At 68.5% G+C, this 25893-nt stretch carries 24 protein-coding genes and 2 tRNA genes; 10 read left to right on the forward strand and 16 right to left on the reverse strand.

Features of this window, described 5'->3' with window-relative positions; all coding sequences use genetic code 11:
• Positions 1-212: 212 nt before the first annotated feature.
• Together ACN5KJ_RS01080 and ACN5KJ_RS01085 are read left to right on the forward strand one after the other, a co-directional pair.
• Positions 213-989 carry a gamma-glutamyl-gamma-aminobutyrate hydrolase family protein gene (locus ACN5KJ_RS01080; RefSeq protein ID WP_418591702.1) on the forward strand — a complete coding sequence of 259 codons (777 nt, stop codon included), beginning with the start codon at positions 213-215 and terminating at the stop codon, positions 987-989.
• A gap of 1 nt (position 990) precedes the next feature.
• Positions 991-1437 (forward strand): thiol-disulfide oxidoreductase DCC family protein, encoded by a 447-nt coding sequence (locus tag ACN5KJ_RS01085; RefSeq protein WP_418591704.1) that lies wholly within the window; start codon positions 991-993, stop codon positions 1435-1437.
• A 148-nt stretch (positions 1438-1585) separates the two neighbouring features.
• Here the strand turns inward: ACN5KJ_RS01085 and ACN5KJ_RS01090 are convergent, their stop codons facing one another.
• The 5 genes from ACN5KJ_RS01090 to ACN5KJ_RS01110 form a co-directional block, all read right to left on the reverse strand.
• Positions 1586-4360: a Hint domain-containing protein gene (locus ACN5KJ_RS01090; protein WP_418591706.1), complete on the reverse strand. Its 2775-nt coding sequence runs from the start codon at positions 4358-4360 to the stop codon at positions 1586-1588.
• A gap of 315 nt (positions 4361-4675) precedes the next feature.
• The gene (locus ACN5KJ_RS01095) at positions 4676-6916 is read right to left on the reverse strand and encodes a molybdopterin cofactor-binding domain-containing protein (protein WP_418591707.1); all 2241 of its coding nucleotides are present in this window, start codon (positions 6914-6916) and stop codon (positions 4676-4678) included.
• Between the two features lie 3 nt (positions 6917-6919).
• The gene (locus ACN5KJ_RS01100) at positions 6920-7372 is read right to left on the reverse strand and encodes a (2Fe-2S)-binding protein (protein ID WP_418591709.1); all 453 of its coding nucleotides are present in this window, start codon (positions 7370-7372) and stop codon (positions 6920-6922) included.
• 71 nt (positions 7373-7443) lie between these two features.
• Complete coding sequence (locus ACN5KJ_RS01105; RefSeq protein WP_418591711.1) at positions 7444-8448, reverse strand: alkane 1-monooxygenase; 1005 nt, start codon at positions 8446-8448, stop codon at positions 7444-7446.
• A gap of 595 nt (positions 8449-9043) precedes the next feature.
• Positions 9044-9931, reverse strand: coding sequence for a lytic transglycosylase domain-containing protein (locus ACN5KJ_RS01110; protein WP_347167215.1), 888 nt, complete (start codon positions 9929-9931; stop codon positions 9044-9046).
• 102 nt (positions 9932-10033) lie between these two features.
• On the opposite strand from ACN5KJ_RS01110, the gene ftsY reads away from it, so the two are divergent.
• Positions 10034-11173, forward strand: coding sequence for a signal recognition particle-docking protein FtsY (ftsY, locus tag ACN5KJ_RS01115; protein WP_418591713.1), 1140 nt, complete (start codon positions 10034-10036; stop codon positions 11171-11173).
• 86 nt (positions 11174-11259) lie between these two features.
• Here the strand turns inward: ftsY and ACN5KJ_RS01120 are convergent, their stop codons facing one another.
• Entirely contained in the window at positions 11260-11748 is a 489-nt protein-coding gene (locus ACN5KJ_RS01120; RefSeq protein WP_418592219.1) for an MgtC/SapB family protein, read from the reverse strand.
• A 135-nt stretch (positions 11749-11883) separates the two neighbouring features.
• Between ACN5KJ_RS01120 and ACN5KJ_RS01125 the strand changes: the two genes are divergently transcribed.
• On the forward strand, positions 11884-12786 hold the full coding sequence (locus ACN5KJ_RS01125; RefSeq protein WP_418591715.1) for an EamA family transporter: 903 nt from the start codon (positions 11884-11886) through the stop codon (positions 12784-12786).
• 37 nt (positions 12787-12823) lie between these two features.
• Complete coding sequence (locus ACN5KJ_RS01130; protein WP_347167217.1) at positions 12824-13465, forward strand: inner membrane-spanning protein YciB; 642 nt, start codon at positions 12824-12826, stop codon at positions 13463-13465.
• 37 nt (positions 13466-13502) lie between these two features.
• On the opposite strand, the gene ACN5KJ_RS01135 is transcribed toward ACN5KJ_RS01130, so the two are convergent.
• The gene (locus ACN5KJ_RS01135; RefSeq protein ID WP_347168037.1) at positions 13503-13940 is read right to left on the reverse strand and encodes an Lrp/AsnC family transcriptional regulator; all 438 of its coding nucleotides are present in this window, start codon (positions 13938-13940) and stop codon (positions 13503-13505) included.
• A 118-nt stretch (positions 13941-14058) separates the two neighbouring features.
• Here ACN5KJ_RS01135 and ACN5KJ_RS01140 point away from each other — a divergent pair, with 118 nt between their 5' ends.
• The 4 genes from ACN5KJ_RS01140 to ACN5KJ_RS01155 all read left to right on the forward strand — a co-directional run bounded on the left by ACN5KJ_RS01140 (position 14059) and on the right by ACN5KJ_RS01155 (position 19246).
• A complete protein-coding gene (locus ACN5KJ_RS01140) occupies positions 14059-15177 on the forward strand; it encodes a type III PLP-dependent enzyme (protein ID WP_418591717.1) in 1119 nt (372 codons plus the stop codon).
• Between the two features lie 71 nt (positions 15178-15248).
• Positions 15249-17543 (forward strand): xanthine dehydrogenase family protein molybdopterin-binding subunit, encoded by a 2295-nt coding sequence (locus ACN5KJ_RS01145; protein WP_418591718.1) that lies wholly within the window; start codon positions 15249-15251, stop codon positions 17541-17543.
• The gene (locus ACN5KJ_RS01150; protein ID WP_418592220.1) at positions 17521-18564 is read left to right on the forward strand and encodes a DUF2235 domain-containing protein; all 1044 of its coding nucleotides are present in this window, start codon (positions 17521-17523) and stop codon (positions 18562-18564) included. Before ACN5KJ_RS01145 ends, ACN5KJ_RS01150 begins: the two co-directional genes overlap by 23 nt.
• Positions 18565-18778: 214 nt before the next feature.
• The gene (locus ACN5KJ_RS01155) at positions 18779-19246 is read left to right on the forward strand and encodes a CoA-binding protein (RefSeq protein ID WP_418591719.1); all 468 of its coding nucleotides are present in this window, start codon (positions 18779-18781) and stop codon (positions 19244-19246) included.
• 299 nt (positions 19247-19545) lie between these two features.
• Here the strand turns inward: ACN5KJ_RS01155 and ACN5KJ_RS01160 are convergent, their stop codons facing one another.
• The 4 genes from ACN5KJ_RS01160 to hisA all read right to left on the reverse strand — a co-directional run bounded on the left by ACN5KJ_RS01160 (position 19546) and on the right by hisA (position 22667).
• Positions 19546-19857, reverse strand: coding sequence for a phosphoribosyl-ATP diphosphatase (locus tag ACN5KJ_RS01160; protein ID WP_347167220.1), 312 nt, complete (start codon positions 19855-19857; stop codon positions 19546-19548).
• 126 nt (positions 19858-19983) lie between these two features.
• Positions 19984-20742 carry an imidazole glycerol phosphate synthase subunit HisF gene (gene hisF, locus ACN5KJ_RS01165; RefSeq protein WP_418591720.1) on the reverse strand — a complete coding sequence of 253 codons (759 nt, stop codon included), beginning with the start codon at positions 20740-20742 and terminating at the stop codon, positions 19984-19986.
• A 230-nt stretch (positions 20743-20972) separates the two neighbouring features.
• Complete coding sequence (locus ACN5KJ_RS01170) at positions 20973-21425, reverse strand: DUF4168 domain-containing protein (protein WP_418591721.1); 453 nt, start codon at positions 21423-21425, stop codon at positions 20973-20975.
• Between the two features lie 522 nt (positions 21426-21947).
• Complete coding sequence (hisA, locus tag ACN5KJ_RS01175) at positions 21948-22667, reverse strand: 1-(5-phosphoribosyl)-5-[(5-phosphoribosylamino)methylideneamino]imidazole-4-carboxamide isomerase (RefSeq protein WP_347167222.1); 720 nt, start codon at positions 22665-22667, stop codon at positions 21948-21950.
• Positions 22668-22802: 135 nt separating this feature from the next.
• Between hisA and ACN5KJ_RS01180 the strand changes: the two genes are divergently transcribed.
• Positions 22803-23180, forward strand: coding sequence for a DUF2147 domain-containing protein (locus tag ACN5KJ_RS01180; RefSeq protein ID WP_418591722.1), 378 nt, complete (start codon positions 22803-22805; stop codon positions 23178-23180).
• A 247-nt stretch (positions 23181-23427) separates the two neighbouring features.
• Here the strand turns inward: ACN5KJ_RS01180 and hisH are convergent, their stop codons facing one another.
• The 5 genes from hisH to ACN5KJ_RS01205 form a co-directional block, all read right to left on the reverse strand.
• Complete coding sequence (hisH, locus tag ACN5KJ_RS01185) at positions 23428-24060, reverse strand: imidazole glycerol phosphate synthase subunit HisH (RefSeq protein WP_347167224.1); 633 nt, start codon at positions 24058-24060, stop codon at positions 23428-23430.
• A gap of 3 nt (positions 24061-24063) precedes the next feature.
• Positions 24064-24651, reverse strand: a complete 588-nt coding sequence (hisB, locus tag ACN5KJ_RS01190; RefSeq protein WP_418591723.1) for an imidazoleglycerol-phosphate dehydratase HisB — start codon at positions 24649-24651, stop codon at positions 24064-24066.
• Between the two features lie 199 nt (positions 24652-24850).
• Positions 24851-24925: transfer RNA gene (locus ACN5KJ_RS01195), tRNA-Gly, on the reverse strand.
• Between the two features lie 59 nt (positions 24926-24984).
• A tRNA-Gly gene (locus ACN5KJ_RS01200) sits at positions 24985-25059 on the reverse strand.
• Positions 25060-25263: 204 nt separating this feature from the next.
• Positions 25264-25878, reverse strand: a complete 615-nt coding sequence (locus tag ACN5KJ_RS01205; RefSeq protein ID WP_418591724.1) for a DUF2314 domain-containing protein — start codon at positions 25876-25878, stop codon at positions 25264-25266.
• Between the last annotated feature and the right edge of the window lie 15 nt (positions 25879-25893).

Consider the following 25893-nt stretch of genomic DNA (forward strand, 5'->3'; position numbering starts at 1 on the left):
AAAGACGATCCGCCCAGGCTTTTGAGGGGCCGCCGGGCCGGTCCTTGGGCCGACTGGCCTGTCCGCAGCGATCTGACCGCCGTCCCCGGCCCCCGGGGCAGCGCGCAAAAACCCGGCAGACCTGCATCAGCGCAGGGGCGCTGCGCCGTGCTGTCTCTTTCTTAACCCCGCTTTTGGCTTTAAACAGGGGAAAAACAACGGAGCGACCGCGCATGCACCGCCCAATCGTCGGCATCATCGGCAACCAGCATCTGATCAATGACCAGTACCCGGCCCATGCGGGCGGGGCCATGAACTCCGAGGCGGTGGCCAGGGTTGCGGACTGCATGCCGCTGCTTATCCCCGCCGACCCGCGCTTTGTTTCGATCCCCGAACTGCTGGAGGCCTGTGACGGCTTCCTGCTGACCGGCGGGCGCGCCAACGTCCACCCCGAGGAATACGGCGAGGCCTCGACCGAGGCGCATGGCAGCTACGACCGCGCCCGCGACGCCATCGTGCTGCCGCTGGTGCGCGCCTGCGTCGAGCGTGGCCAGCCGGTCTTCGGTATCTGCCGTGGCTTCCAGGAGGTCAACGTGGCCATGGGCGGGACGCTCTACCCGGAAATCCGCGACCTGCCGGGCCGGATGAACCACCGCATGCCGCCCGATGGCACGCTGGAAGAGAAATTCGCCCTGCGCCACAAGGTGACGCTGACCGAGGGCGGGGTCTTTCACCGGCTCTGGGGCGCGACAGAGGTCATGACCAACACGCTGCACGGGCAGGGCATCAAGCAGCCCGGCAAGCGCGTGGTGATCGAGGGCCAGGCACCGGACGGCACCCCCGAGGCGATCCACGTCGAGGGCGCCAAGGGCTTTACCCTTTCGGTGCAATGGCATCCCGAATGGGACGCCGCCAACGACCCGGTGTCCCGTCCGCTGTTCCAGGCCTTCGGCGCGGCGGTCCGCGACTGGGCCGCCATGGGCACGGAACGGACGCGCCAGAGCGCCTGAGATGGGCGCGGCCTCACATCGCGCCGATGCCTCGGTGCCCGCTTTCGACGACAGCGGCCATGTGGTGGTGGTTGACGGCACATGCGGTGTCTGTTCTCGCGGGGCGCGGATGCTGGCGCGGCGCGATACCCGGCAGGAGTTCCGCATTGCCACGGCGGGCAGCGGTCTGGGCCGGGCGCTGTTGCTGCACTACGGGCTGGACCCCGACGCCCCCGACAGCTGGCTGTACCTGCGCGAGGGTGAGGCGCTGTTTTCGCTGGATGCCGTGATCGCTGTGGCCACAAGGCTGGGTGGGGCCGGGCGTCTCGCCGCCGCCTTGTGGCTGCTGCCGAAGGGCCTGCGCGACTGGGCCTATCGCCGGATCGCCCGCAACCGTTACCGGATCATGGGCCGCACCGATCTTTGCGCGCTGCCGGACCCCGCGCTGCGGAAGCGCCTGATCGGCTGAGGCGCCCTTGCGAGGGGGCGTGACGCCTCCGGCACAGTCGTCTTGCGGTGGGAAAGGCGTCGTGGACCGGGCGCCGTGGGGCAGGGGCCTTTCAGCCGCGCCCCTTGTCCCGTTGCCGCAGGCCCCCTGCGGGAGCGGTCCGGTGGTCCTAGGCCACGCGGCGCAGGGCCATCGGCCCCTGTCCCGTCAGGGCCTGCACCTCGTGCCGTTTCAGGCAAAGCCGCGCGGTGCCGCCATAGGCAGAGACATCGCCGCGCAGATGCGGCATCGCCGCGAAAAGGCTGTCGCGGGCGGGCGGGGTCAGCGCGGCCAGCCCCTCGTCGCCGACGAAGAAGCTCTCGCTGGCGAGGCCTTCGGCGTAGATCACCTGATGCCGGTCCAGCGCGAGGTGGATATAGGTCACCTCTCCCCCCTCGACGCGGGACACACCCGGCGTGCCCAGCATGTGGCGGGCCGAGGCAAAGACCTCGTCGGTCCCGAACATCAACTGGGCATCGTAACCTTCCAGAAGCATCCGGTGCTGTGGCGAGACCAGCAGGGGGCGGGTGCCGCCCAGCACCTGTGGCGCGATGCGGATGGGGGCTGCGCGCCCTGCCGCCAGCGCCCGCCGGGCGCCGATCCAGCGCAGCGGTTGCAGGCCCTCGTCGCGGGTCACCAGACGGTCGCCCGCGCGCAGGGTCTCGACCGGGCGATAGCCGGTTTCGGTCAGGATCCGGGTGCCGGGCGTGAAGCAGATCACGTTGTCGATGTTCGAGAAGGTGACAAGCGTGCCGTCCAGCAACTGCACCGTCCCGGACTGCTCTCCGCCGACGTTCGAGGTGATCGTGAGCGTCGCGCGATCCGCCAGCCCGTTCAGGTTCAGCGTGTCGCCGCCGGTCTGGCCGCCGGTCAGGCCGTCGATGAAGATGCCGCCAGCGCCGGTCTCTCCGGTATCGACGAGGGTGATGGTGTCGTCGCCGTCGCCGCCGGTGATCGTGTCGCCGTAGGAGGCGAATATCGCGTCGTCGCCCGCGCCGCCGTCGAGCCTGTCGGCCCCCGATCCGCCTGCCAGCCAGTCGTCGCCATCGCCACCAGACAGCGTGTCGGCGCCGTCGCCGCCTTCCAGCCTGTCCGCCCCGTCGCCGCCGGTCAGGACATCGTCGCCGGTCCCGCCCTGCAGGATGTCGTCGCCGATGCCGCCGTCCAGCGTGTCATTGCCGGCGCCACCGATGAGGGAATCGTCGCCCTCTTCGCCATAGAGCGCGTCAGAGCCGCCGCGCCCGTCCAGCGTGTCGTTGCCCAGCCCGCCGTAGAAGACGTTGGTCCAGTCCGGCCCCTCATCGTCGTATCCGGCAAGGCTGTCGTCGAAGTCCGACCCGATGATGCCGTCGTTTCCGCCAAGGTTCACGTCGCCCTCGGCATGGCCGCCCGAGAAGGCGCCGCTGGCAAGGTCGATGGTCACACCGGCGTCGGACGAGGCATAGGACAGGAAGTCCATGCCGCCGCCGCCAGAGAGCCTGTCGGCGCCCGCACCGCCCTCCAGCGTGTCGTTGCCCGCTCCGCCGATCAGGCTGTCGGCGCCGCTGCCGCCGGACAGGGAATCCGCCCCGGTGCCGCCGTCCAGCGTATCGTCACCCTCTTCGCCGAACAGCGTGTCCTCGCCCGCGCCGCCAAGGATCAGGTCGTCTCCGCCTATTGGGACGGCCTCGAACTGCACATCGGTGACCCAGATGCCCTGCGTGCCGTTCAGCGCGTTGCCATAGACGATCTCGATTCGCGACACCGGCCCGGCGATATTCACCAGCACCGACCCCCCGGCCTGGTTCGTCGCCTCGGCCACGCTGTTGGCGGTGACCGTGTTGCCGGACACCGTGTCGCCGCCCGAAGGCGTCAGCACCACGGTCACCGGGTTGCCCTCCGCGTCGAAGGCGTTGACCGTCACGACATCGCGGTGGTTGCCGCTGCCCCAGTCCACGTCGTTGATCCGGAAAGAGACGTTCTCGACCGCGTCCGCCACGCTCGACCCGGCGCTGGCGGCGAAATTCAGCGTCGTGCGCGAGGTCGCGCCGTCGCCATTGCCAAAGAGGTAGAGCGAGGAGTTCGGGTTGTAGGTCTCGCCGCCCGCCCGGTACTGGGTGTCGTCCGTATCGACCTGGAAGGTCGGGTTGTTGTTGCCGGTGCTGGCGAAAGAGACCGAGACGTCGATCTCTCCGGTGTCCTGCGTGAAGCCGCTCGCCAGGTTGGTGCCGTTTCCGCCCTGCGCGGTCCAGTTCAGGTCCTGCGCGATGCGACCGGCCGTGGTGCCGCCCAGGTCGCCATGGACCAGGTCGTTGCCGTCCCCGGCGTCGATGGTGTCGTTGCCCGCGCCGCCGTAGACGGTGTCGTTGCCGTCCCGCGCAGTGATGGAATCGTCCATCCCCCGGGCCGCGCCGTCGACCTGCTCGCCGTGGATATCCTGATAGGCGAAGTCGATCAGGTCGTCGCCCCCGGTGCCGTCGATATCGCCATCGGTGAAATCGGCGTAGCGAAAGGCGATGTCGCCCGCCGATGCATTGGGATTGCTGTCGTAGGCCAGCACGTCATAGCTGCGCCCGGGCACCAAGGGCTGTTCCGAAAGCGTGTACAGCCCGTCCGCCGCGCCGCCTTCGATGTCCAGCTGCGCGACCTGGAAGACCTCGCCGGTGACGCTGTCGCGCAGCGTCCAGACGCGCTCGGCGTCCATGTTCACCCCGGTCGAGGTGCCCGCGCCGGTGGTGGCGTTGCCGTAGGCGCTTTCGCCGCCGGCGCTGTCGTCGTCCAGCGTCTGGCCGCCGATACCGGCCTCAGTGTCGGTGATTGTTGCGGTGCCGCCGTAGGTGGCTGGACCCGTCCAGACAAAGGAACCACCCGTGGGGACGGTGCCCCACGGGTCAAAGTCGTAGAATTCGACAGTATATACGGGCATTCGCCTCTGGTCCCGGTCCTGTCAGCCTTCAGCGCCTGTTGCGGTCTTCCGAAGGGTTTGCCCGCGTTGGGGCGATGCTCGACGGTCTTGTCCGTTCCGCTCTTGCTGGCGGTGTTTCCAATCTGACTACAATCGGACCGGGGCAGGATTGTGCGCGAAATGTGGCAATTTTCTGGCAGGGGCGCTTTTTGGAAACAATCCCGTCCAGGGCCGGGGTCCGCCGCCGCTCTTCTTCGGTCTTCCAAATACCTTGGGGGTCCGGGGGCAAAGCCCCCGGCCGGTCGCCTGCCGACAGGCAGGCGAAATCTTCATGCCTCAGGCATAGAAGTCGAAGTGCTTGTTCAGCGGCAGTTCCCGCACCCGCTTGCCGGTCAGGTCGAAGAGCGCATTGGCCAGCGCCGGGGCGGCGGGGGGCGTGCCGACCTCGCCGATGCCGTTCAGGCGCTCCTGGTTCTGCAGGACGCGGACCTCGGTACGGGGCATCTGCGACATCCGCAGCGTCCTGTAGTCGGGGAAGTTGCTCTGTTCCGCGCGCCCGCCCGCAAAGGTGATCTCTTCGCCGATGGCCGCCGAGAGCCCATAGGCCATGGCCCCGGTCAGCTGGGCCTCGATATTGCCGGGGTCCAGCGCCACGCCCGGATCGGCGGCGATCCATGCGTTGGTCAGGCGGATCAGTCCGTCCTGGTCCTGCACCTCGATCACCATGGCCGTGGGCGTGCCGAAGCTGTAGACCATGGCCAGCCCGCGCCCGGTGCCCTCGGGCGTCTCGCCGGTCCAGCCCGACATCGCGCCGACCGCCTCCAGCACCTGCCAGGCGGGCAGCCATTCGTCGCGGGTCAACTCCATCCGCAACTCCAGCGGGTCGCGGCCCGCCGCATGGGCCATCTCGTCCATGAAGCTTTCGTGGAAGAAGCCGTTGAAGCTGGCCCCCACCGACCGCCAGAATCCAAGCGGCGGCGCGATATCCGCGCGCCAGCCGCGCACACGGTAGTTCTTCAGCCCGTAGGGCTGGTTGAACAGCGCATCGACGATGGACACGTCCGGCCCGCCCGGCGCGAAGCCGGTCCAGCGGTCCATGGCCTGTCCCATGATCGAGGGTGCGGCCACCTGCGCGTCGATCATCACGATCCCGCCGTCCTGCACCGCGCCCTTCATGCGCGCCTGCGCGGGCGGGCGGTAGAAGTCATGTGTCATGTCCTCTTCGCGCGACCACGTCACGTTGACCGGCGTGCCGGGCACTGCCTTGGCCACCCGCGTCGCGAGCACCGCATAATCCAGCTCTCCACGCCGTCCGAAACCGCCGCCCATGAGCGTGACATTGACCTCGACATCCTCCAGCGCGACACCCGCCTCTTCGGCGCAGCGCGCCTGCAGGAAGGTCGGCCCCTGGTTGCCGCACCAGATCCGCAGCTTGTCGCCGTCGAACCATGCGGTGGCGTTCATCGGCTCCATGGTCGCATGGGCAAGGAAGGGCACGCGGTAGGTTGCCTCGACCACCTCGGCCCCGTCCGGGATCAGCGTCACGATGCCGTCGTCGCGGTACGTGCTGTCGGGTTCCTCGTTGTCGAAGGCCGAATCCAGCGCGGCGAACATCTCTTCGGTGGTCTCGGGGTAGCTGGAGGGTTCCCAATCCACCTCGACCGCCTCGACGGCGCGCTGCGCCAGCCATGTGTTGGTGGCGATGGCGGCCACGCCGTCCCCCATGTCGACGATCTTCTCGACGCCGGGCATGCGCTCTGCCTCGAAGGCGTCGAAGCGCGTCATGCCCGCCCGTGTCGGCGCCATGCGCACAGCGGCGAACAGCATCCCCGGCAGCCGCGTGTCGATGCCGAACTGCGCGGTGCCCATGGTCTTGGCGGCGAGGTCGATGCGCGGCTGGGTCTTGCCCAGAAGGCGCCAGTCCGAGGCATCGCGCAGCTGCACGCTGGGCGGATCGACCTCCGCCGCCGCGGCGGCCAGTTCGGTATAGGGCAGGGTGATCCCGTCGGCGGCGATCACCGCGCCGCGCTCTGTCCGCAGCGTCTCGATCGCCACGCCCAGCCGGTTCGCCGCGGCGGTCTTCAGCATCTCGCGCGTGGCGGCGCCGGTCACGCGCAGCCTCTCGTAGCCGTCCTTCATGGCGGTCGAGCCGCCGGTGACCTGCATCTTCAGCACCTTGCCCATCTTGGCCACGACCTGACCAAGGTTGTGCTGGAAGGCCGAGGCGTCATAGCCCTTCGAGGGCACCGCCTCGGCCAGCATGGCGGTGTTGTAATAGGCGGCGGCGGGCGGGCCGTGGATCACCCGCACCTGATCGAGGTCGAGGTCCATTTCCTCGGCCAGCAGCGCGGCCCATGTGGTATGCGTGCCCTGACCCATCTCGGCGCGCGGCGCGATCAGCGTCACACCCTCGCCGTCGATCAGCACGAAGGGGTTCAGCGTGGCCGCGCCGTCGCCCGGCTTCAGCGGGTTGGGCGCGGGCTTCATCACGTACCAGGCGCCGAAGGCCGCGCCCCCGGCGACGGCGGCGACCCCGATCAGAAAGGTCCGGCGGGCGATCTTGCCGATGCTGGCCATGGCTCAGGCCCCCTCTGAGGCGGATTTGATGGCGGCGCGGATGCGCGGATAGGTCCCGCAGCGGCAGAGGTTGCCGGACATGGCGGCGTCGATCTCGTCGTCGCTGGGGTTCGGGAACTCGGCCAGCAGGGCGGCGGCCTGCATGATCTGGCCCGACTGGCAGTAGCCGCATTGCGGCACCTGATGCGCGATCCATGCCTCTTGCAGCGGGTGCGGGGCCTCGGGCTGGCCCAGCCCCTCGATGGTCGTCACATCGCCCCAGACCTCCGACAGCGGCACCTGGCAGGACCGCACGGCCTCGCCGTCGATCTGCACGGTGCAGGCCCCGCAAGAGGCGACGCCGCAGCCGTATTTAGTGCCGGTCAGGTTCAGCGCGTCGCGCAGCACCCAAAGCAGGGGGACGTCGCCGGGCAGGTCGACCTGATGGGTCTGCCCGTTCACGGTGAGGGTGGTCATGAGAGCCTCCGATAAGCGGTGAGTTCAGAATTGGGGCTCTGCCGGGCAGTGTCAATCGAGGCGGGGCAGCGTCACCCGGCCCTTGCCCAGCGGGCCGCGCGCCGGTCCATGACGCGGCGCCAGAGCGGCGGCACCAGCGCGATACAGGCCATGACCGGCAGCGAATAGGGCAGGATCGGCATGGAGTCGCGGTCGATCTGAAGCCCCGGATAGGGGCGCGCGGGATGCGCGTGGTGGTCGGAATGGCGCGGCGCGTTCAGCATCAGCGCCGAAGACGCCCCCTGCGGTGCGTTCCAGCTGTGCTGCGGGCCGACCGGCTCGGGCCTGCCATTGGCGCTGTCTCGGCGCCTGAGGCCGTAGTGCTGCACGTAGTCCGACAGGAACAGCTGTGCCTGCGCATAGGCCGACAGGGCCAGCAGGGCCGCGATGCCGGCGACACCTCCGATCACGGCGGCGATGCCCAGCGACAGGACCGCTCCGCCCGCATACCACGCATAGGGATGCACCCCGCGCCTCTGCCGCAGGCGGCTTTCGGCGCGATAGCCCGCGCGCAGCGAGCCCACCCATGCGCGCGCGGCGAAGGCGTACCACGACTCGCCCAAGCGCGCGGAATTCGGATCGCGGTCCGTCGCGGCGTGGATGTGATGCACCCGGACATGGGCCGAGGCATGGTGCCCGAACAGAACCGAGGCATAGACCGCGACACCCAGCCTGCGCGGCCAGCGCCCGGCGCGGTGGATCAGCTCATGTGCGTTGGAATTGCTGACCTGCCCAAGGAACAGCGACAGCGCGAGGAAGATCAGCAGCTTGTCCAGCCAAGGCGCGTCAGAGGACAGCACCGCGACCCCGCCGTAAAGCAGGGGAAAGTGCAGCAGCCCCAGCGTGATCGACAGCCCGCCGCCCGCCGGGAACTCTGCCCCCGGCACATCGGGCGCGGCCAGCGCGGTGATCTTGTCCAGCGCCCAGACGAGCGCCGTGACACAGGCCAGCGCCATCGCCGGAAAGGGGGCGCCCACCACCATGGCCAGCGCCAGCAGCGCCACCATGCCAAGGGTCGCAAGCGCGAAACGGATCATGACTTCCCCTACAATCTACCTTACCGGCCAGTCTTGCGCCCGATATCACAACATTCCGTCACCGTTCGGGCAGAGTCACGCTATGTCACGGCCCGGGTTGGGGACAGGGCGTCCCTTTCCGCCAGAGCAGTGCCGGGGGAAGCGGTATCCAGTGGAGGGTGCGCATGGCGCCGGACGAAGGCAAGGGCGCGCGGCCTTGCGGGAAACGGTCGCCGGCGCAAGCCGCGCAGCTTCAGGCGCTGCTTTTACATCGGCAGAGAGGCCTTTGTTATTACTTGTGAAATGGCGGTTGACGTATGGATCGTGGAAGCCGGGCCAGGCTGTATCCGCCCGGGCGACGGATGCCCCCTCTCTCACGCGATCTTGCGGAGGGACATCAAGGCGCTGGAAGGCGCGGCTCTGGCGGGCGGGGGCTTCTTCGACCTGTGGCGCGGGGCGGGGGCCTTGATTTGCGGGCAGGTCAGGCGACCCCGAACCCGATCCGCGCGGTTATGCAAAAACGCCCCGGCGAAATGCGGGCAAGATCGCAAAACTGTAAGTGGACTGGCGCGTTTCCGAGAAGGTGACGGCCTTCCTGTCCGATAAAGTCAAAATTTCAGTGGTTCTTGTAGACGGCGCAGATGCAGCCCTGCGCCTTCAGGCGGGTGCAGAGCCGCCAGGCGGCGTCCCGCGACTCGTGCCCGATGCGGGCCATGTAGTAGCCGCCCTTGGGGCTCGACCGGCTTTTCTGCCAGACAAGATCCGGGACCGCGTCGCCGACCAGAGCCTTGCAGGCCCGCGCCCGGCTCTTGAATTGCTGCATGGCCACCGCCTTGGTGGTTCCGAAGGCCATCTGGACGCCCCATTTCTTCAGCTTCGGCGTACCCGGTTGCTGTGCCGGATAGGCGGTCAGGCGTCGGTTGCGCGCCATCTGGTGGCAGGCCTCCCGAAAGGGCCGGTCCCCGTCCAGCCGGAAATCCGGCGCCTCGGGCGGTGCGTCGCGCCAGGTTTCGGCGGCCAGCCCGGTGATGATCCTGACGTAATCCACCGTCTCTTTCGCCAGCCCGCCGGTGCCCGCCACCAGCCCGTCGGCGCGTCGTTCACCGCCGTTATAGGCCACCGCCGCCAGCCCGTGATTGCCGTAGCGCCGCCGCAGTTCGCCGAGGTATTCCGCCGAATACTCAAGGGCTTCTGCCGGATTGTAGGGGTCCAGAAGGCCGCGCAGCCGGGCGGTCGAGGCGATGAACTGCGCGATCCCCATGGCATCGGCGTGGCTCAGGGCATTGGGGTCGAAGCGGCTTTCCTGCCAGATCAGCCGCGCGAAGAAGCCCGGATCCAGATCGTGGCTTTCGGCGAAGATCTCGATGGCCTGGCAGGTGTCAAAGACGAAATGCGCGGGCCGGATGCACTGCACCTGGCCGAAGGCGCCGGCAGAACACATCGTGCCGGGCTCCGCGCGCAGGGCGGCAGGCCAAAGCAAGAGGAACAGGACAAGGGCGCGCATGCTTCAGTGATCCGTCGCGCCACGCGCTGCGTCAACTCACACTTTTATTAAGTGGCCCTCCGTATTAGGTGGAGGGAGAGTATCAATCGGGAAAGATCCGCCATGTCCTTCTTTGGAAAGCTGAAGAACCGGCTTTTGAAGTCGTCCTCCAAGCTGGATGAGGGGCTTGATGCCATCGTGCAAGAGGGCGGCTCTGCCGATGCGGGCCAGCCCGAGGATCTGCCCAAGACAGAGATGCCGGTGACCGCCCCGGCCATGCCCGCACCGCAAGCGCCGCCGCCGCCGCCGTCGGAAGCGGCACGGATCAAGCCCATCGACCTGCCGCCCCAGCCCGTGGCCGCGCCGCCGCAGCCGGGGCTTCTGGGGCGCTTCATCGGCAAGGGCCGGGCAGAGCCGGCGGTGCGCCGGGTCCTGGACGACGAGATGCTGGAGCAGCTCGAAGAGCTGCTGATCGCCTCGGATATGGGGGTCGACACGGCCCTGCGGGTGACCGGAAACATCGCCGAGGGGCGCTTTGGCAAACGCCTGTCGACGCGCGAGATCAAAGAGCTGCTCAGCGCCGAGGTGGCCCGGATCATGGCGCCCGTCGCGCGGCCCCTGCCGCTCTACCCGCGCCGCCCGCAGGTGGTGCTGGTGGTCGGCGTGAACGGCTCGGGCAAGACCACGACCATCGGCAAGCTCGCCAGCCAGTTCCGGGCCGCGGGCAAGAACGTGGTGATTGCCGCGGGCGATACCTTTCGCGCGGCGGCGGTGGAACAGCTTCAGGTCTGGGGCGAACGGGCCGGGGTGCCGGTCCTGACCGCGCCCGAGGGTTCGGACCCGGCCAGCCTTGCCTTCGACGCCATGACGCGGGCGCAGGCCGAGGGTGCCGACCTTCTGATGATCGACACGGCGGGGCGGTTGCAGAACCGGCAGGACCTGATGGAGGAACTGGCCAAGATCGTCCGCGTGATCCGCAAGAAGGACCCGGAGGCGCCGCACAACACGCTTCTGGTGCTGGATGCGACAACCGGCCAGAACGCGGTGAACCAGGTCGAGACCTTCCGCAAGCTCGCCGATGTGTCGGGGCTTGTGATGACCAAGCTGGACGGGACGGCGAAGGGCGGTGTCCTGGTCGCCCTGGCGGACAAGTTCGGCCTGCCGATCCATGCCATCGGCGTGGGTGAACAGATCGACGATCTCGCCGCCTTCGACCCCGAGGAATTCGCCGCCGCCCTGACCGGCCTCGATACGGAAAGCTGACCTCTTCGGTTTCTTCTGTCCCGAAATATCCCGGGGGAGCGCGGCACGCGCGGGGGCAGAGCCCCCATGGGCCGCCGCGGGCCGCCTCACTGGGTCTCGTTCGTGCCCATGGCCCGCTCGACCCGGCGCAGCACCAGCAGCACGGCGACCACCACGACGGTCGCCATGGCGGCCAGCGGCATCTGTCCCGCGCCGCAGCCCAGTCCGATCCCGCCCACCAGCCAGAGCGAGGCGCCAGTGGTCACGTTGCGGACCTTCTCGCCGGCGGTGAAGATCAGCCCGGCGGCAAGGAAGGCCACGCCCGCCGTCACCGCCTCGATCATGCGCAGCGGGTCGTTGCGCTGCTCGCCCGCGCCGAAGTCCATGGCCGCCAGTTCACGGCCCAGCAGCACGAAGAGGCAGGCCGCCACCGAGACGAGGATATGCGTCCGCAGCCCGGCCGGTTTCTCGCGCCATTCCCGTTCCAGCCCGACGATTCCCCCCAGCAGGATGGCCGCCACGATACGGGCAAAGGCCACCTCCGGCGGAATGACGGAGAAAGAGCGGGTGAATTCCTGCGAGATCTGTTCGAACATGGTCAAGCGGCCCTGCGGAGGTTTCCGGCTTAACCGGGGCCGGGCGCTCGAGGTTCCTCGAAAGCCGTCAGAACCCTTGCATCCGCCCGCGCAACCGGGCAGATGCATGACACCGTCATGCAAAAAGGGGCGCCCGTGTCGGACTGGCTGATCTCTCTCGAAGGCACGGCAGAGGGGCATCGGCTGGCGCTGATCCTTGCCCTGCTGGCCGCCTTTCTTCACGCGGTCTTCGGGGCGCTTCAGAAGGGGCGGCACGATCCGTGGATGTCGCGCGGCGCCATCGACGGCTGTTACGGGCTGATGGCGGCGCCCTTCGCGCTTTTCGTCGTGCCCTGGCCCGAGCCGCATATGTGGCCGATCTTCGCCGGCGCCTTCCTGATCCACACGGTCTACAAGCTGTTGCAGGCCATGGCCTATACGCAGGGCGCCTATACGGTGGTCTACCCGGTGGTGCGCGGCACCGGGCCGCTTTTCGCGGTGATCGGCGCCTCGCTGGTCTTCGGCGAGCATTTCGCGCCGATGCAATGGGCCGGGGTCGGTGTCCTGTTGTCGGGCATCTTCGGGCTTGCGGTCTACAACCTGCGCTACCTCGAAACCGCGCGCGACACGCTGCCCCGGGCGCTGGCCTTCGCGGTCGCCACCGGGCTTTTCGTGGCGCTTTACACCACCTATGACGCCTATGGTATCCGGGCCACGGCGGACCCCTTCACCTTTCTGGCGTGGTTCTTCTTCATCGACGGCCTGCTGATGCCGGTGATCGCGGTGCTGCGCTACCGCAGGATGGCAGAGAAGCCGACCCTGCCGCCGCTGCTGCTGCGCGGCTTCGTCGGCGGCATCGTCGCATTCTTCAGCTTCGGGTCGGTCATGCTGGCCACCCGCCTCGACAAGGTCGGCGAGGCCGCCGTCCTGCGCGAGACCTCGACGGTCTTCGCGGCGGTCATCGGCTGGCTGGTGCTGAAGGAAACCGTGGGCCCCCGGCGCATCGCGCTGATGGCGCTGATCGCCGCCGGGGCGGTGATCGTTGAGTTGGCGGGCTGAAACGCCTATCTGGAGCGGGACAGGTACGAGAGGCCCCATGACCGACCCAACGCCCACGACAGAACCCAAGCCCGCAACGGACCCGAAAACCGTGAACCCGATGCTGAAGACCGCGCTGGAATTCGGCCCGATCCTTGCCTTCTTCGCAGCTTACCTTTGGCTGAAGGACGAGATCTTCACCATTGGCGGGACAGAATACAACGGCTTCATCCTGGTGACCGCCGCCTTCATCCCGGTCTTCCTGCTGTGCATGGGGGCGCTTTGGAAGCTGACCGGCCACCTCAGCCGCATGCAGGCGGTGACGGCGGTGCTGATCGTGGTCTTCGGCGGGTTGTCAGTCTGGCTGAACGACGAACGCTTCTTCAAGATCAAGCCGACGCTGATCTACCTGCTGTTCGGCGGGGCGCTGGCGATCGGGCTGATGCGCGGGCAAAGCTGGCTTCAGGCGGTGATGGAGGGCCTGATGCCGCTGAAGCAGGAAGGCTGGATGATCCTGACCAGGCGGGTGATGTGGCTCTTCTTCGGGCTGGCGGCCCTGAACGAGGTGATCTGGCGCACCATGAGCACCGAGACATGGGTCTATTTCAAGACCTTCGGCCTGACCGCCGCGATCCTCGTCTTCTTCATGTTCCAGGGCGGGCTGTTCAAGAAATACAGCACCGAGGAAGCGGCGGAGTAATCCGCCCAAGGGGTCAAGGGGTGGGGCCAAGCCCACCCTAGCCACCCCGCCGGTCGATGCGCGTGCTGAGGTGGATCAGGCTTTCCGAGCCGCGCACGCCCTTCGCCTCTCCGATCTGATCCAGCGCGCGGTCCAGCGCCTCCGTGGTCTGCGCCGCCAGTTCCGCCACAAGGTCGAAGCGCCCCGAGGTGGTGTGCACCGTCTCGACCTCTTTGACCTGTTTCAGCCGGGCCAGCACCGAGGCCGTGGCGCGCGGTTCCACCCCGATCAGCACCGTTGCGCGGATCGCCGGGTCCAGCCGCTGGCCGCGCCGGATCGTGTAGCCGGCGATGGCGCCCGACTGCTCCAGCTTCTCGATCCGCGCCTGCACGGTGGTCCGCGCAAGGCCAAGGCGCTTTGACAGCTCGGTCGCCGAGGCGCGGGCGTTTTCGGACAAGAGCGCGATCAGCGCGCGGTCTGTTTCGTCGAATTGTATCATCGGACCTGCGTTTTGACGGGCGTTTCGAACATCCTGACGCATCTGCCCGATGAAATCGACAGGAATCGCGCGGAAACTGGGAGGACAGGCAACCTATACCAGAGGCGCGAACCCCATGGTCCTTCAGCAGGCATTCCACCGCAACCCGACGCAGTACCTGTCCCGCGAGACCCCGCAAGAGCCGGTCTTCTTCTTCGACCCCGCAAGGCTGACCGCCACCGCGCGGGTGTTCCTGGACGGCTTTCCCGGCCTCGTGACCTTTGCGGTCAAGGCCAACCCCGACCGCGCCGTTCTGGAAGCGCTGGCCGCCGCCGGGGTGGGTGCCTTCGACGTGGCCTCGCCGGAAGAGATGCACATGGTCCGCGCCGTGGCGCCGGGCGCCGTGCTGCACTACCACAACCCGATCCGCGCCCTGTCCGAGATCGCCGAGGGGCGGCGCATGGGCGTCACCTCGTGGTCGGTGGATCGCTTGTCGGAACTGGACAAGCTGGGCGACCTGAGCGGGCAGGAGATCGCCGTGCGGCTGAAGCTGCCGGTGGCGGGCGCCATCTATGACTTCGGGTCCAAGTTCGGCGCAGAGCCCGACCGCGCCGCCGCCCTGCTGGCCGAGGTGGTGAAGCGCGGCGGCACGCCCTCGATCACCTTCCACCCCGGCACCCAATGCCGCGACGCGCAGGCCTGGGTCGCCTATATCCACGCCGCCGCGCGGGTGGCGGAAACCGCCGGCGTCACCCTGCACCGCCTGAACGTGGGCGGCGGCTTTCCGGCGCACCGCGAAGACCCGGCCCCGGACCTGCCCGCCATCTTCGAAGCCATCGACGAGGCTACACGCGCCGCCTTTGCCACGCCGCCCGCGCTGGTCTGCGAACCGGGCCGGGCCATGGTCGCCGATTGCTTTGAACTCGCGCTGCTGGTCAAGGCCGCGACCGAGGGCGCGGTCTTCCTGAACGACGGCATCTATGGCGGCCTCAGCGAATGGCGCGACCTCGGGCCCTCGGCCCGCATCACCGCGCTGTCGCCCGCAGGCACGCCGCGCAGCGCGCCCCTGCGCCCGCTGACCGTCTTCGGCCCGACCTGCGACAGCCTCGACCGGCTGTCGGAAACCGTGCTGCTGCCCGGGGATCTCGCCGAAGGGGACTATCTGCTGTTCCACGCCTGCGGCGCCTATTCCAACGCGCTGGCGACGCGCTTCAACGGCTATGGCGCGCGGAAGATCGTGACACTGGCGCGGTGACGCGGGCTGGACACTTCGGGCATGGCCGCTAAGGTCCGCGCTAAGGCATCCAGCACGCGCGAGGGACCCCCATGGAAAAGTTCGGCAAGGCCCAATCCGTCACACGCAGGGAAGACACGCGGTTCCTGACCGGGCAGGGGCGCTACGTCGACGACATCGTCCCCGAGGGTGCGCTGCGCGCCTTCGTCTTCCGCTCGCCCGTCGCGCATGCGCGGATCACCGGGCTGGACGTCTCTGCCGCGCGGGACGCGGAGGGTGTGCATCTGGTGGTGACGGCGCAGGACATGACCGAGGCGGGCGTCGACATCGCCATGTCGGCGACGCTGACGCCGAACCGCGACGGAACCATGGGCGCGGAGACCCGCCGCCCGGTCCTGGCCGAGGACAGGCTGCGCTTTGCCGGGGAACCGGTGGCCGTGGTCGTGGCCGAGACGCTGGAACAGGCCCGCGACGCCGCCGAGCTGATCGAGCTGGATTACGAGGACCTGCCGGTCATGCTGGACCTCGCGCCGGGCGACACGGCGATCCACGACGAGGCCCCGGACAACCGCGCCTATGACTACGGCCTCGGCGACGAGGCGGCCACCAAGGCGGCCTTCGAGGCGGCGGCCAGGACCGTCTCGCTGGAGGTGGGCGACAACCGCATCATCGTCAACGCCATGGAACCGCGCGGCGCCTATGCGGAGTACGAAGCGGGGCGGATGCACCTTGCCTTCAACGGGCAGGGTGTCTGGGGCATGAAGGAAGAACTGTCGCGCGCCTTCGGCGTCGATCCCCGGACGGTGCGGGTGACCAATCCCGACGTCGGCGGCGGCTTCGGCATGAAGGGCATGCCGTACCCCGAGTATTTCATCCTGCCCTATGCCGCCAGGGTGCTGGGCCGGGCCGTGCACTGGATGTCCGACCGGGGCGAGGCGATGCTGAGCGACAATGCCGGGCGCGACCTGACCACCTTTGCCGAGCTGGCCTTCGACGAGACCCACAGGATCACCGCCTATCGCCTGCACACGCGGTCGAACCTTGGCGCCTACAACTCGCACTTCGGTCAAATGATCCAGAGTTTCCTCTTTGGCCGGGTCATCACCGGGGTCTATGACATCCAGACGATGTACTACCGGGCCGAGGGTTTCTACACCAACACCACGCAGGTCGACGCCTATCGCGGCGCCGGTCGGCCCGAGGCGATCTATGTGCTGGAACGCGTCATGGACCGCGCCGCGCGCGAGCTGGGGGTGGACCCGCTGGAGCTGCGGCGGATCAACTTCATCAAGCCCGAGCAGTTTCCCTACAAGACCGCCTCTGGCGAGCTGTATGACGTGGGCGATTTCGCGCGGGTCATGGGCCATGCGGAAGACTTCGCGGCGCTGGATGGCTTTGCCGAGCGGCGCGCGCAGAGCGAGGCGCGGGGCAAGCTGCGCGGCATCGGGCTGTGCTACTACATCGAGTCGATCCTCGGGCAGCCGCATGAGGACGTGAAGGTCGAATTCACCGAGGACGGGGCAAAGATCTACGTCGGCACCCAGTCGAACGGGCAGGGGCACGAGACGGTCTTTGCGCAGTTCCTGTCCGACCAGTCCGGCATCCCCGCCGAGAAGATCGAGGTGATCCAGGGCGACAGCGACCTGATCGCCACGGGCGGCGGCACCGGCGGCTCGCGCTCGGTGACGACGCAGGCCAATGCGACGCTGGCGGTGGTCTCGACCATGGTCAGCGGCTTTGCCGACTTCCTCGCCGACGAGATGGGCGTGCCGGCGGAAGAGATCTCCTTCGACGACGAACGCTTCCGCGCCGAGGGGTCGAACGTCACGCCGACGATGATGGAGGCGGCGCAACTGGCGCGCGAGGCGGGCCGCGAGGACCTGCTGACGTGGGACGCGCGGGCCGAGCTTCCGGGCCGCAGCTATCCCAACGGCTGCCACGTGGCCGAGGTCGAGATCGACCCCGACACCGGGCTGACGGAGTGCGTGCGTTACGCGGTGGTCGACGATTTCGGCAACCTCATCAATCCCCTGCTGGCCGAGGGGCAGGTGCATGGCGGTGTCGCGCAGGGGCTGGGGCAGGCGCTGGTCGAACAGGTGGCCTACGACGAGACCGGCCAGCTGCTGACCGGCAGCTTCATGGACTACGCCATGCCGCGCGCCTTCGACATGCCGATGATCGATTTCGCGACAGAGCCGGTGCCCTCGACCGCCAACCCCATGGGCATGAAGGGCTGCGGCGAGGCCGGGACCGTGGGCGCCCTGGCGGCGGTCTCGAACGCGGTGCAGGACGCGCTGTGGACCCGCGGCATCCGCCAGGTCGACATGCCCTTCACGCCGCTGCGCGTCTGGACGATGTTGCGCGATCATGCGGCCACGGCTGGGTAACAGGATCTTCGGCTGGTTCCGTCGGCGGCTGTCGACGGACCATTCCGCATGGGGCCACAGGCGCGGGCCGGTCGATCACGTCATCATCCTTGACGGGACCATGTCCTCTTTGAAGGCGGGGCAAGAGACCAACGCGGGCCTGACCTTCCGCCTGCTGCAGGAGCGCGGGCATGCCTCGCTGTTCTACGAGGCGGGGGTGCAGTGGACGGATTGGGCCGCCACCGCCGATGTCGCCTATGGGCGCGGGATCAACGGCCAGATCCGCCGCGCCTATGGCTACCTGTCCTCGCGTTACCGGCCCGGCGACCGGATCTACCTGATGGGCTATTCGCGCGGCGCCTACGCGGTGCGGTCGCTGGCCGGGATCATCGACCGCGTCGGGCTGATCCGCGCCGAGGCGGCGACGGAACGCAATATCCAGCAGATCTACCGCCTGTATCAGCTGGCGCCCGGCGGCACCGCGGCGCGGGATTTCGCCCGGCTCTATTGTCACGACAGCGCGCCGATCGAGATGGTCGGCGTCTGGGACAGCGTCAAGGCGCTGGGGCTGCGGCTGCCGCTGCTGTGGCGGCTGACCGAAAGCAACCACGAGTTTCACAACCACGCGCTTGGGGCGACGGTCCGGCGCGGCTATCACGCCCTGGCCTATGACGAGACGCGGCAGGCCTATGCGCCGGTGCTCTGGTCCTCGCCGCCCGGGTGGGAGGGCGAGGTCGAGCAGGTCTGGTTTCGCGGCACCCATGGCGATGTCGGCGGGCAGATCGGGGCGGAGACGGCGGCGCGGCCGCTGTCGAACATCCCGCTGGTCTGGATGCTGGAAAAGCTGGAGGCCAGCGGCGTGGCCCTGCCCGAGGGCTGGCGGACGCGGTTTCCCTGCGATGTACACGCGCCATCGATCGGAACCTGGACCGGGCTGGGAAAGCTCTTCCTGCTGCGGGCGCCGCGGCTGGTCGGTGCGGATTCCACCGAAAGCCTGCACGAAACGCTGATCGACAGCCTTGCAACCGGCAGATCGGGGTGATGGTCAAGAAAATTCGTTCACGAGTTCTTTACAGACCTTTAACCTGTGACATTCTAGCCTATCTTTCTATCAGGTCGCGGGGCCGGAACCCCCGCGAAACCTTCACTGTCCCTCGTTCCGTAACTGCGCCCGGGTATTTTCCCGGGCGCTTTTTCTTTTTCAGGGCAGGGGTTTGCAGCTTGCGTCCCGGCACCACCGGCCTAGGATGAGGCGCATGGAGTACACCGACGGCCATCTCAAGGATATCCTGACAGGCACGCGCAAGATCGCGGTTGTCGGCGTGTCGATGAACCCGGTCCGGCCCAGCTACTACGTCGCGCGCTACCTGAAACTGAAGGGATTCGCGGTGATTCCGGTGAATCCCGGACATGCGGGGCAGACCCTGTTCGGAGAGACCGTGCGGGCCGGGCTGGCGGATTGTCCCGGCGACGTCGACATGGTCGATATCTTCCGCCGGCCCGAGCATGTGCCGCCGATCGTCGACGAGGCGCTGGCCTGTTTTCCGGGGCTGCGGACGGTTTGGATGCAGATCGGTGTCGTCAGCGAAGAGGCGCGGGCCCGGGCAGAGGCGCGGGGCGTCGACGTGGTGATGAACCGGTGTCCCAAGATCGAGTATCAGCGCCTGTTCGGAGAGCTGCGCATGGGCGGCTTCAACACCGGGGTGATCTCGTCGAAGCTGTGAGGCTCCGGTCCGTGGCCGGTCTCGTGATGCGCGAAGGCGCCCGGCCCACCGTCTCGCTGGCCGCCGTAGCGACCGCTGCGTCGCGGGCGGGACCGGGAGTGAGGTCCGTGCAGCGCCGGTTAACCGGATCCCGGTAGAGCTTGGCGCGCCGGGGGGGCAGCCACCCGGGTCATGCGGCCTCTCGGGCCATCTGCGCGGGGATACCCGCAGCCTCCGGTTTTGCAGGTCGCGGTTCATGGGGGCGCAAGGCCATTCGAAGGGCCTTCGACAAGCGGCTTCGAAGCCGCTTCGCGCCCGTCTCAGCCGCCGCGCGCCGCTTTCTCGGCCAGCCCGGACTGCGATTGCCGCGCCGCGAGCACGGCCATGACCTGCGCCACGGACACATCCCGGGCGCGCAGCATCACCAGCAGGTGAAAGAGCACATCGGCAGCCTCGGAGGCCAGCTTGTCGCGGTCCCCCTTCACGGCTTCGATGATCGCCTCCACCGCTTCCTCACCGAATTTCTCGGCGCATTTCTCGGGGCCCTTGGCCAGGAGCTTGGCGGTCCAGCTTTCATCGGGAGAGGCCTTGGCGCGGCTGGCCACGATGGCTTCGAGGTCTTCCAGTGTCATGGCGGGGTCCTCAGGGGCGGCTGAAACGGGGCAGGGCCGGGTGGTGGGCCTGCGCCCGGACCCGCGATGGCGTGGGGATGTCGTGGCAGGGGGCTGCGCGCCGGGCGCTGTACGGGGCCTTGCCGCTCACAGCCGCACGGGGATGCCGGCGGCGGCCATATGGGCCTTGGCCTCGGCCACGGTGAAGGTGCCGAAGTGGAAGATGCTGGCTGCCAGTACCGCCGAGGCATGGCCCTCGGTCACGCCCTCGACGAGGTGGTCCAGCGTGCCGACACCGCCCGATGCGATCACCGGGATCTCGACGGCATCCGCGATGGCGCGGGTCATGGGCAGGTTGAAGCCGGATTTGGTGCCGTCGCGGTCCATCGAGGTCAGCAGGATCTCTCCGGCGCCCTTGGCGGCGATCAGGCGGGCGAAGGCGACCGCGTCGATGCCCGTGGGCTTGCGGCCGCCGTGGGTGAAGAGCTCCCACTTGCCGGGGGCCACGGTCTTGGCGTCGATGGCGCAGACGATGCACTGGCTGCCGAACTGATCGGCGGCCTCGGCCACCACATCGGGGTTGGCCACCGCGGCAGAGTTGAACGAGACCTTGTCGGCGCCCGCCAGCAGCAGCGCCCGCACATCCGCCACGGTGCGGACACCGCCGCCCACGGTCAGCGGGATATAGCACTGCTCGGCGGTGCGGCTGACCATGTCGAACATGGTGCCGCGGTTCTCGTGCGTGGCGTGGATGTCAAGGAAGCAGAGCTCGTCGGCACCGGCGGCGTCATAGGCACGGGCGGCGTCCACCGGGTCGCCTGCATCGCGCAGGTCGACGAAGTTGACGCCCTTCACGACGCGGCCATCGGCGACGTCAAGACAGGGAATGATGCGGGTCTTCAGCATGGCCTTCCGGTAGCGCGAAACACCGCGCTTGGAAAGGTCAAAGCAGCGGGCTGCCGGGGGTGGGGCCGGTTTCTTGCAAAGAAACCGCCCCGAATTCCTGGGAGGAATTCGGGGCCTGCACAAAAGCGCGCCGCCCCGGGGGAGGAGGCGGCGCGCGGTCGGGCGGCCCCGGTGTCCGGCCCGTCGGCCGGGGAGGGGGCCGCCCGCGGGCGGGGCAAGCCTTGGGTAAGTCAGCCCTCGCCGTTGTCCTGTTTCTGCATGTGCTGCTGCATCATCGCGGTCAGGCGCTCGTTGACCTCGGAATCCGACTGCGAGGCGGCGCCGATGGCATTGTACTGCTCGACGTCGATGCCGTCGGTGGCATCGATGGCCGCGCGCATCTCGGTCAGGGCCTGCTCCTGTAGTTCCTTGACCGTCTCGCCGTCCTGCGCACCCTGGATCTGGGCGGCGAATTCCTGTCGGATCTCGGCAATTTCAGAGGCCGCCTCGACGAAGCTCTGCAGCTCTGCGTCGCTGAAGTCCACGGCTTCGGGCGTGGCGGCGGGAGCCTGTGCAGGGGCCTCTGCGGGGGCCGCTGCCGGGGCATCCTGCGCGGGGGCGGTCTGCGCCAGAACGGGGGCCAGCGGAGCGGCGGCCAGCGCGGCCAGAGTTGCGGTGCCGAGGAGGGTCTTGCGGATGGTCATGTGCCTTTTCCTTCCGTTGTTTCGGGCTGCGCCATGAGGGCGGCGCGGCCTTCGTCCAGAAAGGTGGCGTGCGGTCCGTCCGGCTTCAACCGGGGCGCGACGGGGCGGCGGCGGCTTGCCGAAATGCCGTGGTTCGGCCTGCGGGGAATCGCGGACGGCGGGGTTTCGCCCTTGAAGACAGGCCACCGTGCCACCACGGCGGCGGTGGCCGTACGGCGGCCAGCGCAAGGCGAGGCTGGGGGGGCGGCAAGGCGAGGCTGGGGGGGCGGCAAGGCGAGGCTGGGGCGGCGGCAAGGCGGGGGCGGGCGGAAGGCTGACGCGCCGCGCGCCAGGATCGCGACATTGCTGTCCCGACGGGGGCAAGGCGCCTTGGGCCTTGGTGCCGGCGTGCCGGTGCGTTCGGCTATCGAGTGCCGCAGGCGCCTTTGGCTGCGCCTGCGTCCGGGTGGCGGAGCCGGAAAGGTGGGTCGCCGGTCGGTTGGCGGCGGGGCGGTCCTGCGTCGGACCGCCGCGGCCCCTTTGTCAGGCGAGGGCCTTGAGGGCCGCTTTCAAGTCGAGCGCCCCGTCGTAAAGCGCCCGGCCCGAGATCGCGCCGTTCAGCGCGGCACCGCAGTCGCGCAGGGCGATCAGGTCTTTCAGCGAAGACACCCCGCCCGAGGCGATGACCGGGATCGTCACGGCACGGGCCAGGGCCGCGGTTGCCTGCACGTTGGGGCCCTGCATCGCGCCGTCGCGGTTGATATCGGTGTAGATGATGGCCGCGACGCCCGCGTCTTCGAAGGACCGCGCGAGGTCGGTTGCATCGACATCCGTGGTCTCGGCCCAGCCCTTGGTCGCGACCTTGCCGTCCCGCGCGTCGATGCCCACGGCGACCTGCCCCGGGAAGGCGGCGGCGGCCTCGCGCACGAGGGCGGGGTTCTCGACCGCCACGGTGCCGAGGATCACCCGGGAGAGACCCTTCGACAGCCACATCTCGATGGTCGCCATGTCGCGGATGCCGCCGCCCAGCTGGGCCGGGGTCTTGGTCTGCCTGAGGATTTCCTCGACCGCGGCGGCGTTCACCGGCTGCCCGGCAAAGGCGCCGTTCAGGTCGACAAGATGCAGCCACTCACAGCCCTGCGCCACGAACTCCAGCGCCTGGGCGGCCGGATCGTCGTTGAAGACGGTCGCCTTGTCCATATCGCCGCGCAGCAGGCGGACGGCCTTGCCGTCCTTCAGGTCGATAGCGGGGTAGAGGATCATTTGTGCAGCCCTTCCAGAGTCTTGCGGCCCCTTAGTATGACGCCACGATACATGCAAGCGGACCCTGCGTCACGCTTGCCGTAAAGGCCGGGCGGGCGGCATCGTTTCGGTCATGTCACGACGGGAGGAGAGGACATGAGACTTCTGGCAATGGCGCTGGCGCTGGTGGCCGGTGCGGCGGCGGCGGACCCGGTGGAGGGGACCTGGAAGACGCAGCCCGACGAGGGCGCCTATGCGCATGTGCGCATGGTGCCCTGCGGGGACAAGCTGTGCGGCGTGATCGTGCGGACCTTCAACGCCTCGGGCGAATACGAGTCGCCCAACAAGGGCAAGACGCTGGTCATCAACATGGCGCCGCAGGGCGGTGGCCAGTACCGGGGCAAGGTCTGGCGGCCGTCGAACAACAAGGTCTACACCGGCAAGATGGCCCTGAGCGGCAATGCGCTGACCCTGCAGGGCTGCGTTGCGGGCGGCCTGCTCTGTTCCAGCCAGACCTGGAGCCGGTTGAACTGAGCGGTTTCGCCCGGCCCCTGGCCGGGCGAAGGCCTGGGCGCGCGCCTCTTGCCTGCGGCGAGCCTGGGCCCTCGGGATCCCCCGGGGGCGCAGGCAGGGATCCGGCGCGTCTGCGGGGCAGTCGATCAGAGGTATTTGGGCCAAGAAGAAACCCGAAGGGCGGGCGCCCGGCGGGCGTTTTTCTTGAGGGGTCGGGCAGAGAAGAAAGGCGGCGCGGGCGGCCTGAGCGCTGTTCGCGCCGGTTCTGTCAGGGGCGCCAGCGCAGGAAGTTGGCGATCATGCGCAGGCCTGCGGCGGCGCTTTTCTCGGGGTGGAACTGCAACCCGATGCAGTTGTCGCGGGCGACGATGGCGGTGATGTCGCCGGCATAGTCGACATGGGCCACGCGCTGGGTCGGGTCGATCATCCGCATCTGGTAGGAGTGCACGAAATAGGCGTGTTCGCCGGTTTCGAGGCCCGCCATCACCGGGTGCGGGCGTTCGATCACCAGATCGTTCCAGCCCATATGCGGGATCTTGAGCGCCGGATCGCCGGGCGTGATGCGGTCGACGGTGGCGTCGATCCAGCCGAGGCCTTCGGTCTCTTCGTATTCGAAGCCCCGCTGCGCCATCAGCTGCATGCCGACGCAGATGCCGAGGACCGGGCGGCCCCGGTTCACCGCCTCGAGCATGGCGTCGAAGCAGCCCGAGGCGCGCAGGGCCGCCGCGCAGGAGGGGAAGGCCCCGTCGCCCGGCAGCACGATGTGATCGGCCTTTGCCACGACCTCGGGGTCGCCGGTCACCTGCACGGTGCCGGCGCCGACCTCTTGCGCCATCTTCTGGAAGGCTTTCTGGGCCGAGTGCAGGTTGCCGGTTTCGTAGTCGATGATCGCTGTCAGCATGGATTAGAGCGCGCCCTTGGTGGAGGGGATTTCGTCGCCTTTGCGGGGGTCGGCTTCCACCGCCTCGCGCAGCGCGCGGGCGACCGCCTTGAAGGCGGCCTCGGTGATGTGGTGGCTGTTGATCCCGTGGAGCGCGTCGACGTGCAGGGTGATGCCGCCGTGGGTCGAGAGCGCCTGGAAGAACTCGCGCACCAGTTCGGTGTCGAAGGTGCCGATCTTGGGCGAGGGCAGGTCGAGGTTCCACACCAGGAAGGGCCGCCCCGAGAGGTCGAGCGCGGCGCGCACCAGCGCGTCGTCCATGGGCAGCAGGCAGGCGCCGTAGCGGCGGATGCCGCGTTTGTCGCCAAGCGCCTGGGCCAGGGCTTGTCCGATGGCGATGCCGGTGTCCTCGACCGTGTGGTGGTCGTCGACATGCAGGTCGCCCTCGGCCCGGATGTGCATGTCGATCAGCGCATGGCGCGACAGTTGATCGAGCATATGGTCGAAGAAGCCCACGCCGGTGTCGTTGTCATAAGTCCCGGACCCGTCGAGGTCGAGGGTGACGGTGATCGCGGTCTCGGCGGTCTTGCGGGTGATGGTGGCTTTGCGCATGTCGGATCGTCCTGCTGTATGCCGGGGCTTATAGGCGGGCCGGGCGCAGGGGGAAAGAGGGCAGGGGGAAAGAGCTGGGGCGCGTCGGGCGGGACAGGCGTTGCGCCGGGGGTGGTCGCCAGCGCGACGCGGCGTGCCGCCTTCGGCGCGGTTGGCGTTTTCGCTGTCGCTGCGATCCATCCGGATGAAGAAGGTGACATGGAGCGGGCGAGGCGATTCGAACGCCCGACCCTAACCTTGGCAAGGTTATGCTCTACCCCTGAGCTACGCCCGCGCGCCATGTCATCTGTGGATCGTGACGTCGGCTGTCTGCCGTGTCGTGATCCGGCCACTTGGAGCGGGCGAGGCGATTCGAACGCCCGACCCTAACCTTGGCAAGGTTATGCTCTACCCCTGAGCTACGCCCGCGAACCAAATGGTGAAGGCGGATTTATAGCGAGGCTTCGGGGGGTGCAAGAGGAAATCCGGGGGCTGGCAGGTTTTTTCGTCGCTTTGTTTGCGAAGGGGGCTGCGACGGGCGTCGGGGCGCCTGCCCGATGGCGCGGCGATGGGGGCAAAGGGGGGTGAGGCGGCGGCCCCGGGGTCCGCTGCGGTCCCCGGTGGCAGGCGCGGTCACTGCCAGAGCTGCGGCACCGGGCGGGGCACCAGCGTCACGCCGATGCGGCTGCGTTGCGGCTCTTGCATGTCCTTCAGCAGGACGCGGGTGGTGAAATAGCCGTAGTAGCGGCCGTCGACGGCCTGCACCGCCCAGTCGTAGACCTGCGGGTAGACGAAGACGATCTCGTCGCGCAGGCGTTTGCCGGGGATGCGGCGCGGCCATGCCGCGAGTCGGGCGGTGAAGTGGTCGCCCCGGCGCCGGATGGTATCGACCCAGACGAATTCTATCGGTCGCTCGGCATCGGGCACCTTGACCGCGATGAGAAGCGCGAGCGAGGGCGAAAAGAACCCGTGGCGTTTTTCCGTGGCCGAAACCACGTTCGGCAGGGCGGCGCGGGCCTGCCGGTAGGCCTCGTTCATGCGTGGATCGGAGGAGCGGAAGCGCAGCACCGGCAGGTGGCGGATCGGGTGGTCGGAGATCGGGACCTCTTCGACCGGGCCTTCCTCGTCGAAGGGAATGACGGGGGCCTCCTGCGCCGGGACCGGCAGGATGCCGAGGGCCAGCAGAAGGGCGCCCAGCCCGATGAAACGGCGCAAGACCATCGCGGTGTCCTTCCCCCAAATCAACATGGAGAGGATTCTACC

The organism is Ponticoccus sp. (in: a-proteobacteria) (assembly GCF_048381735.1).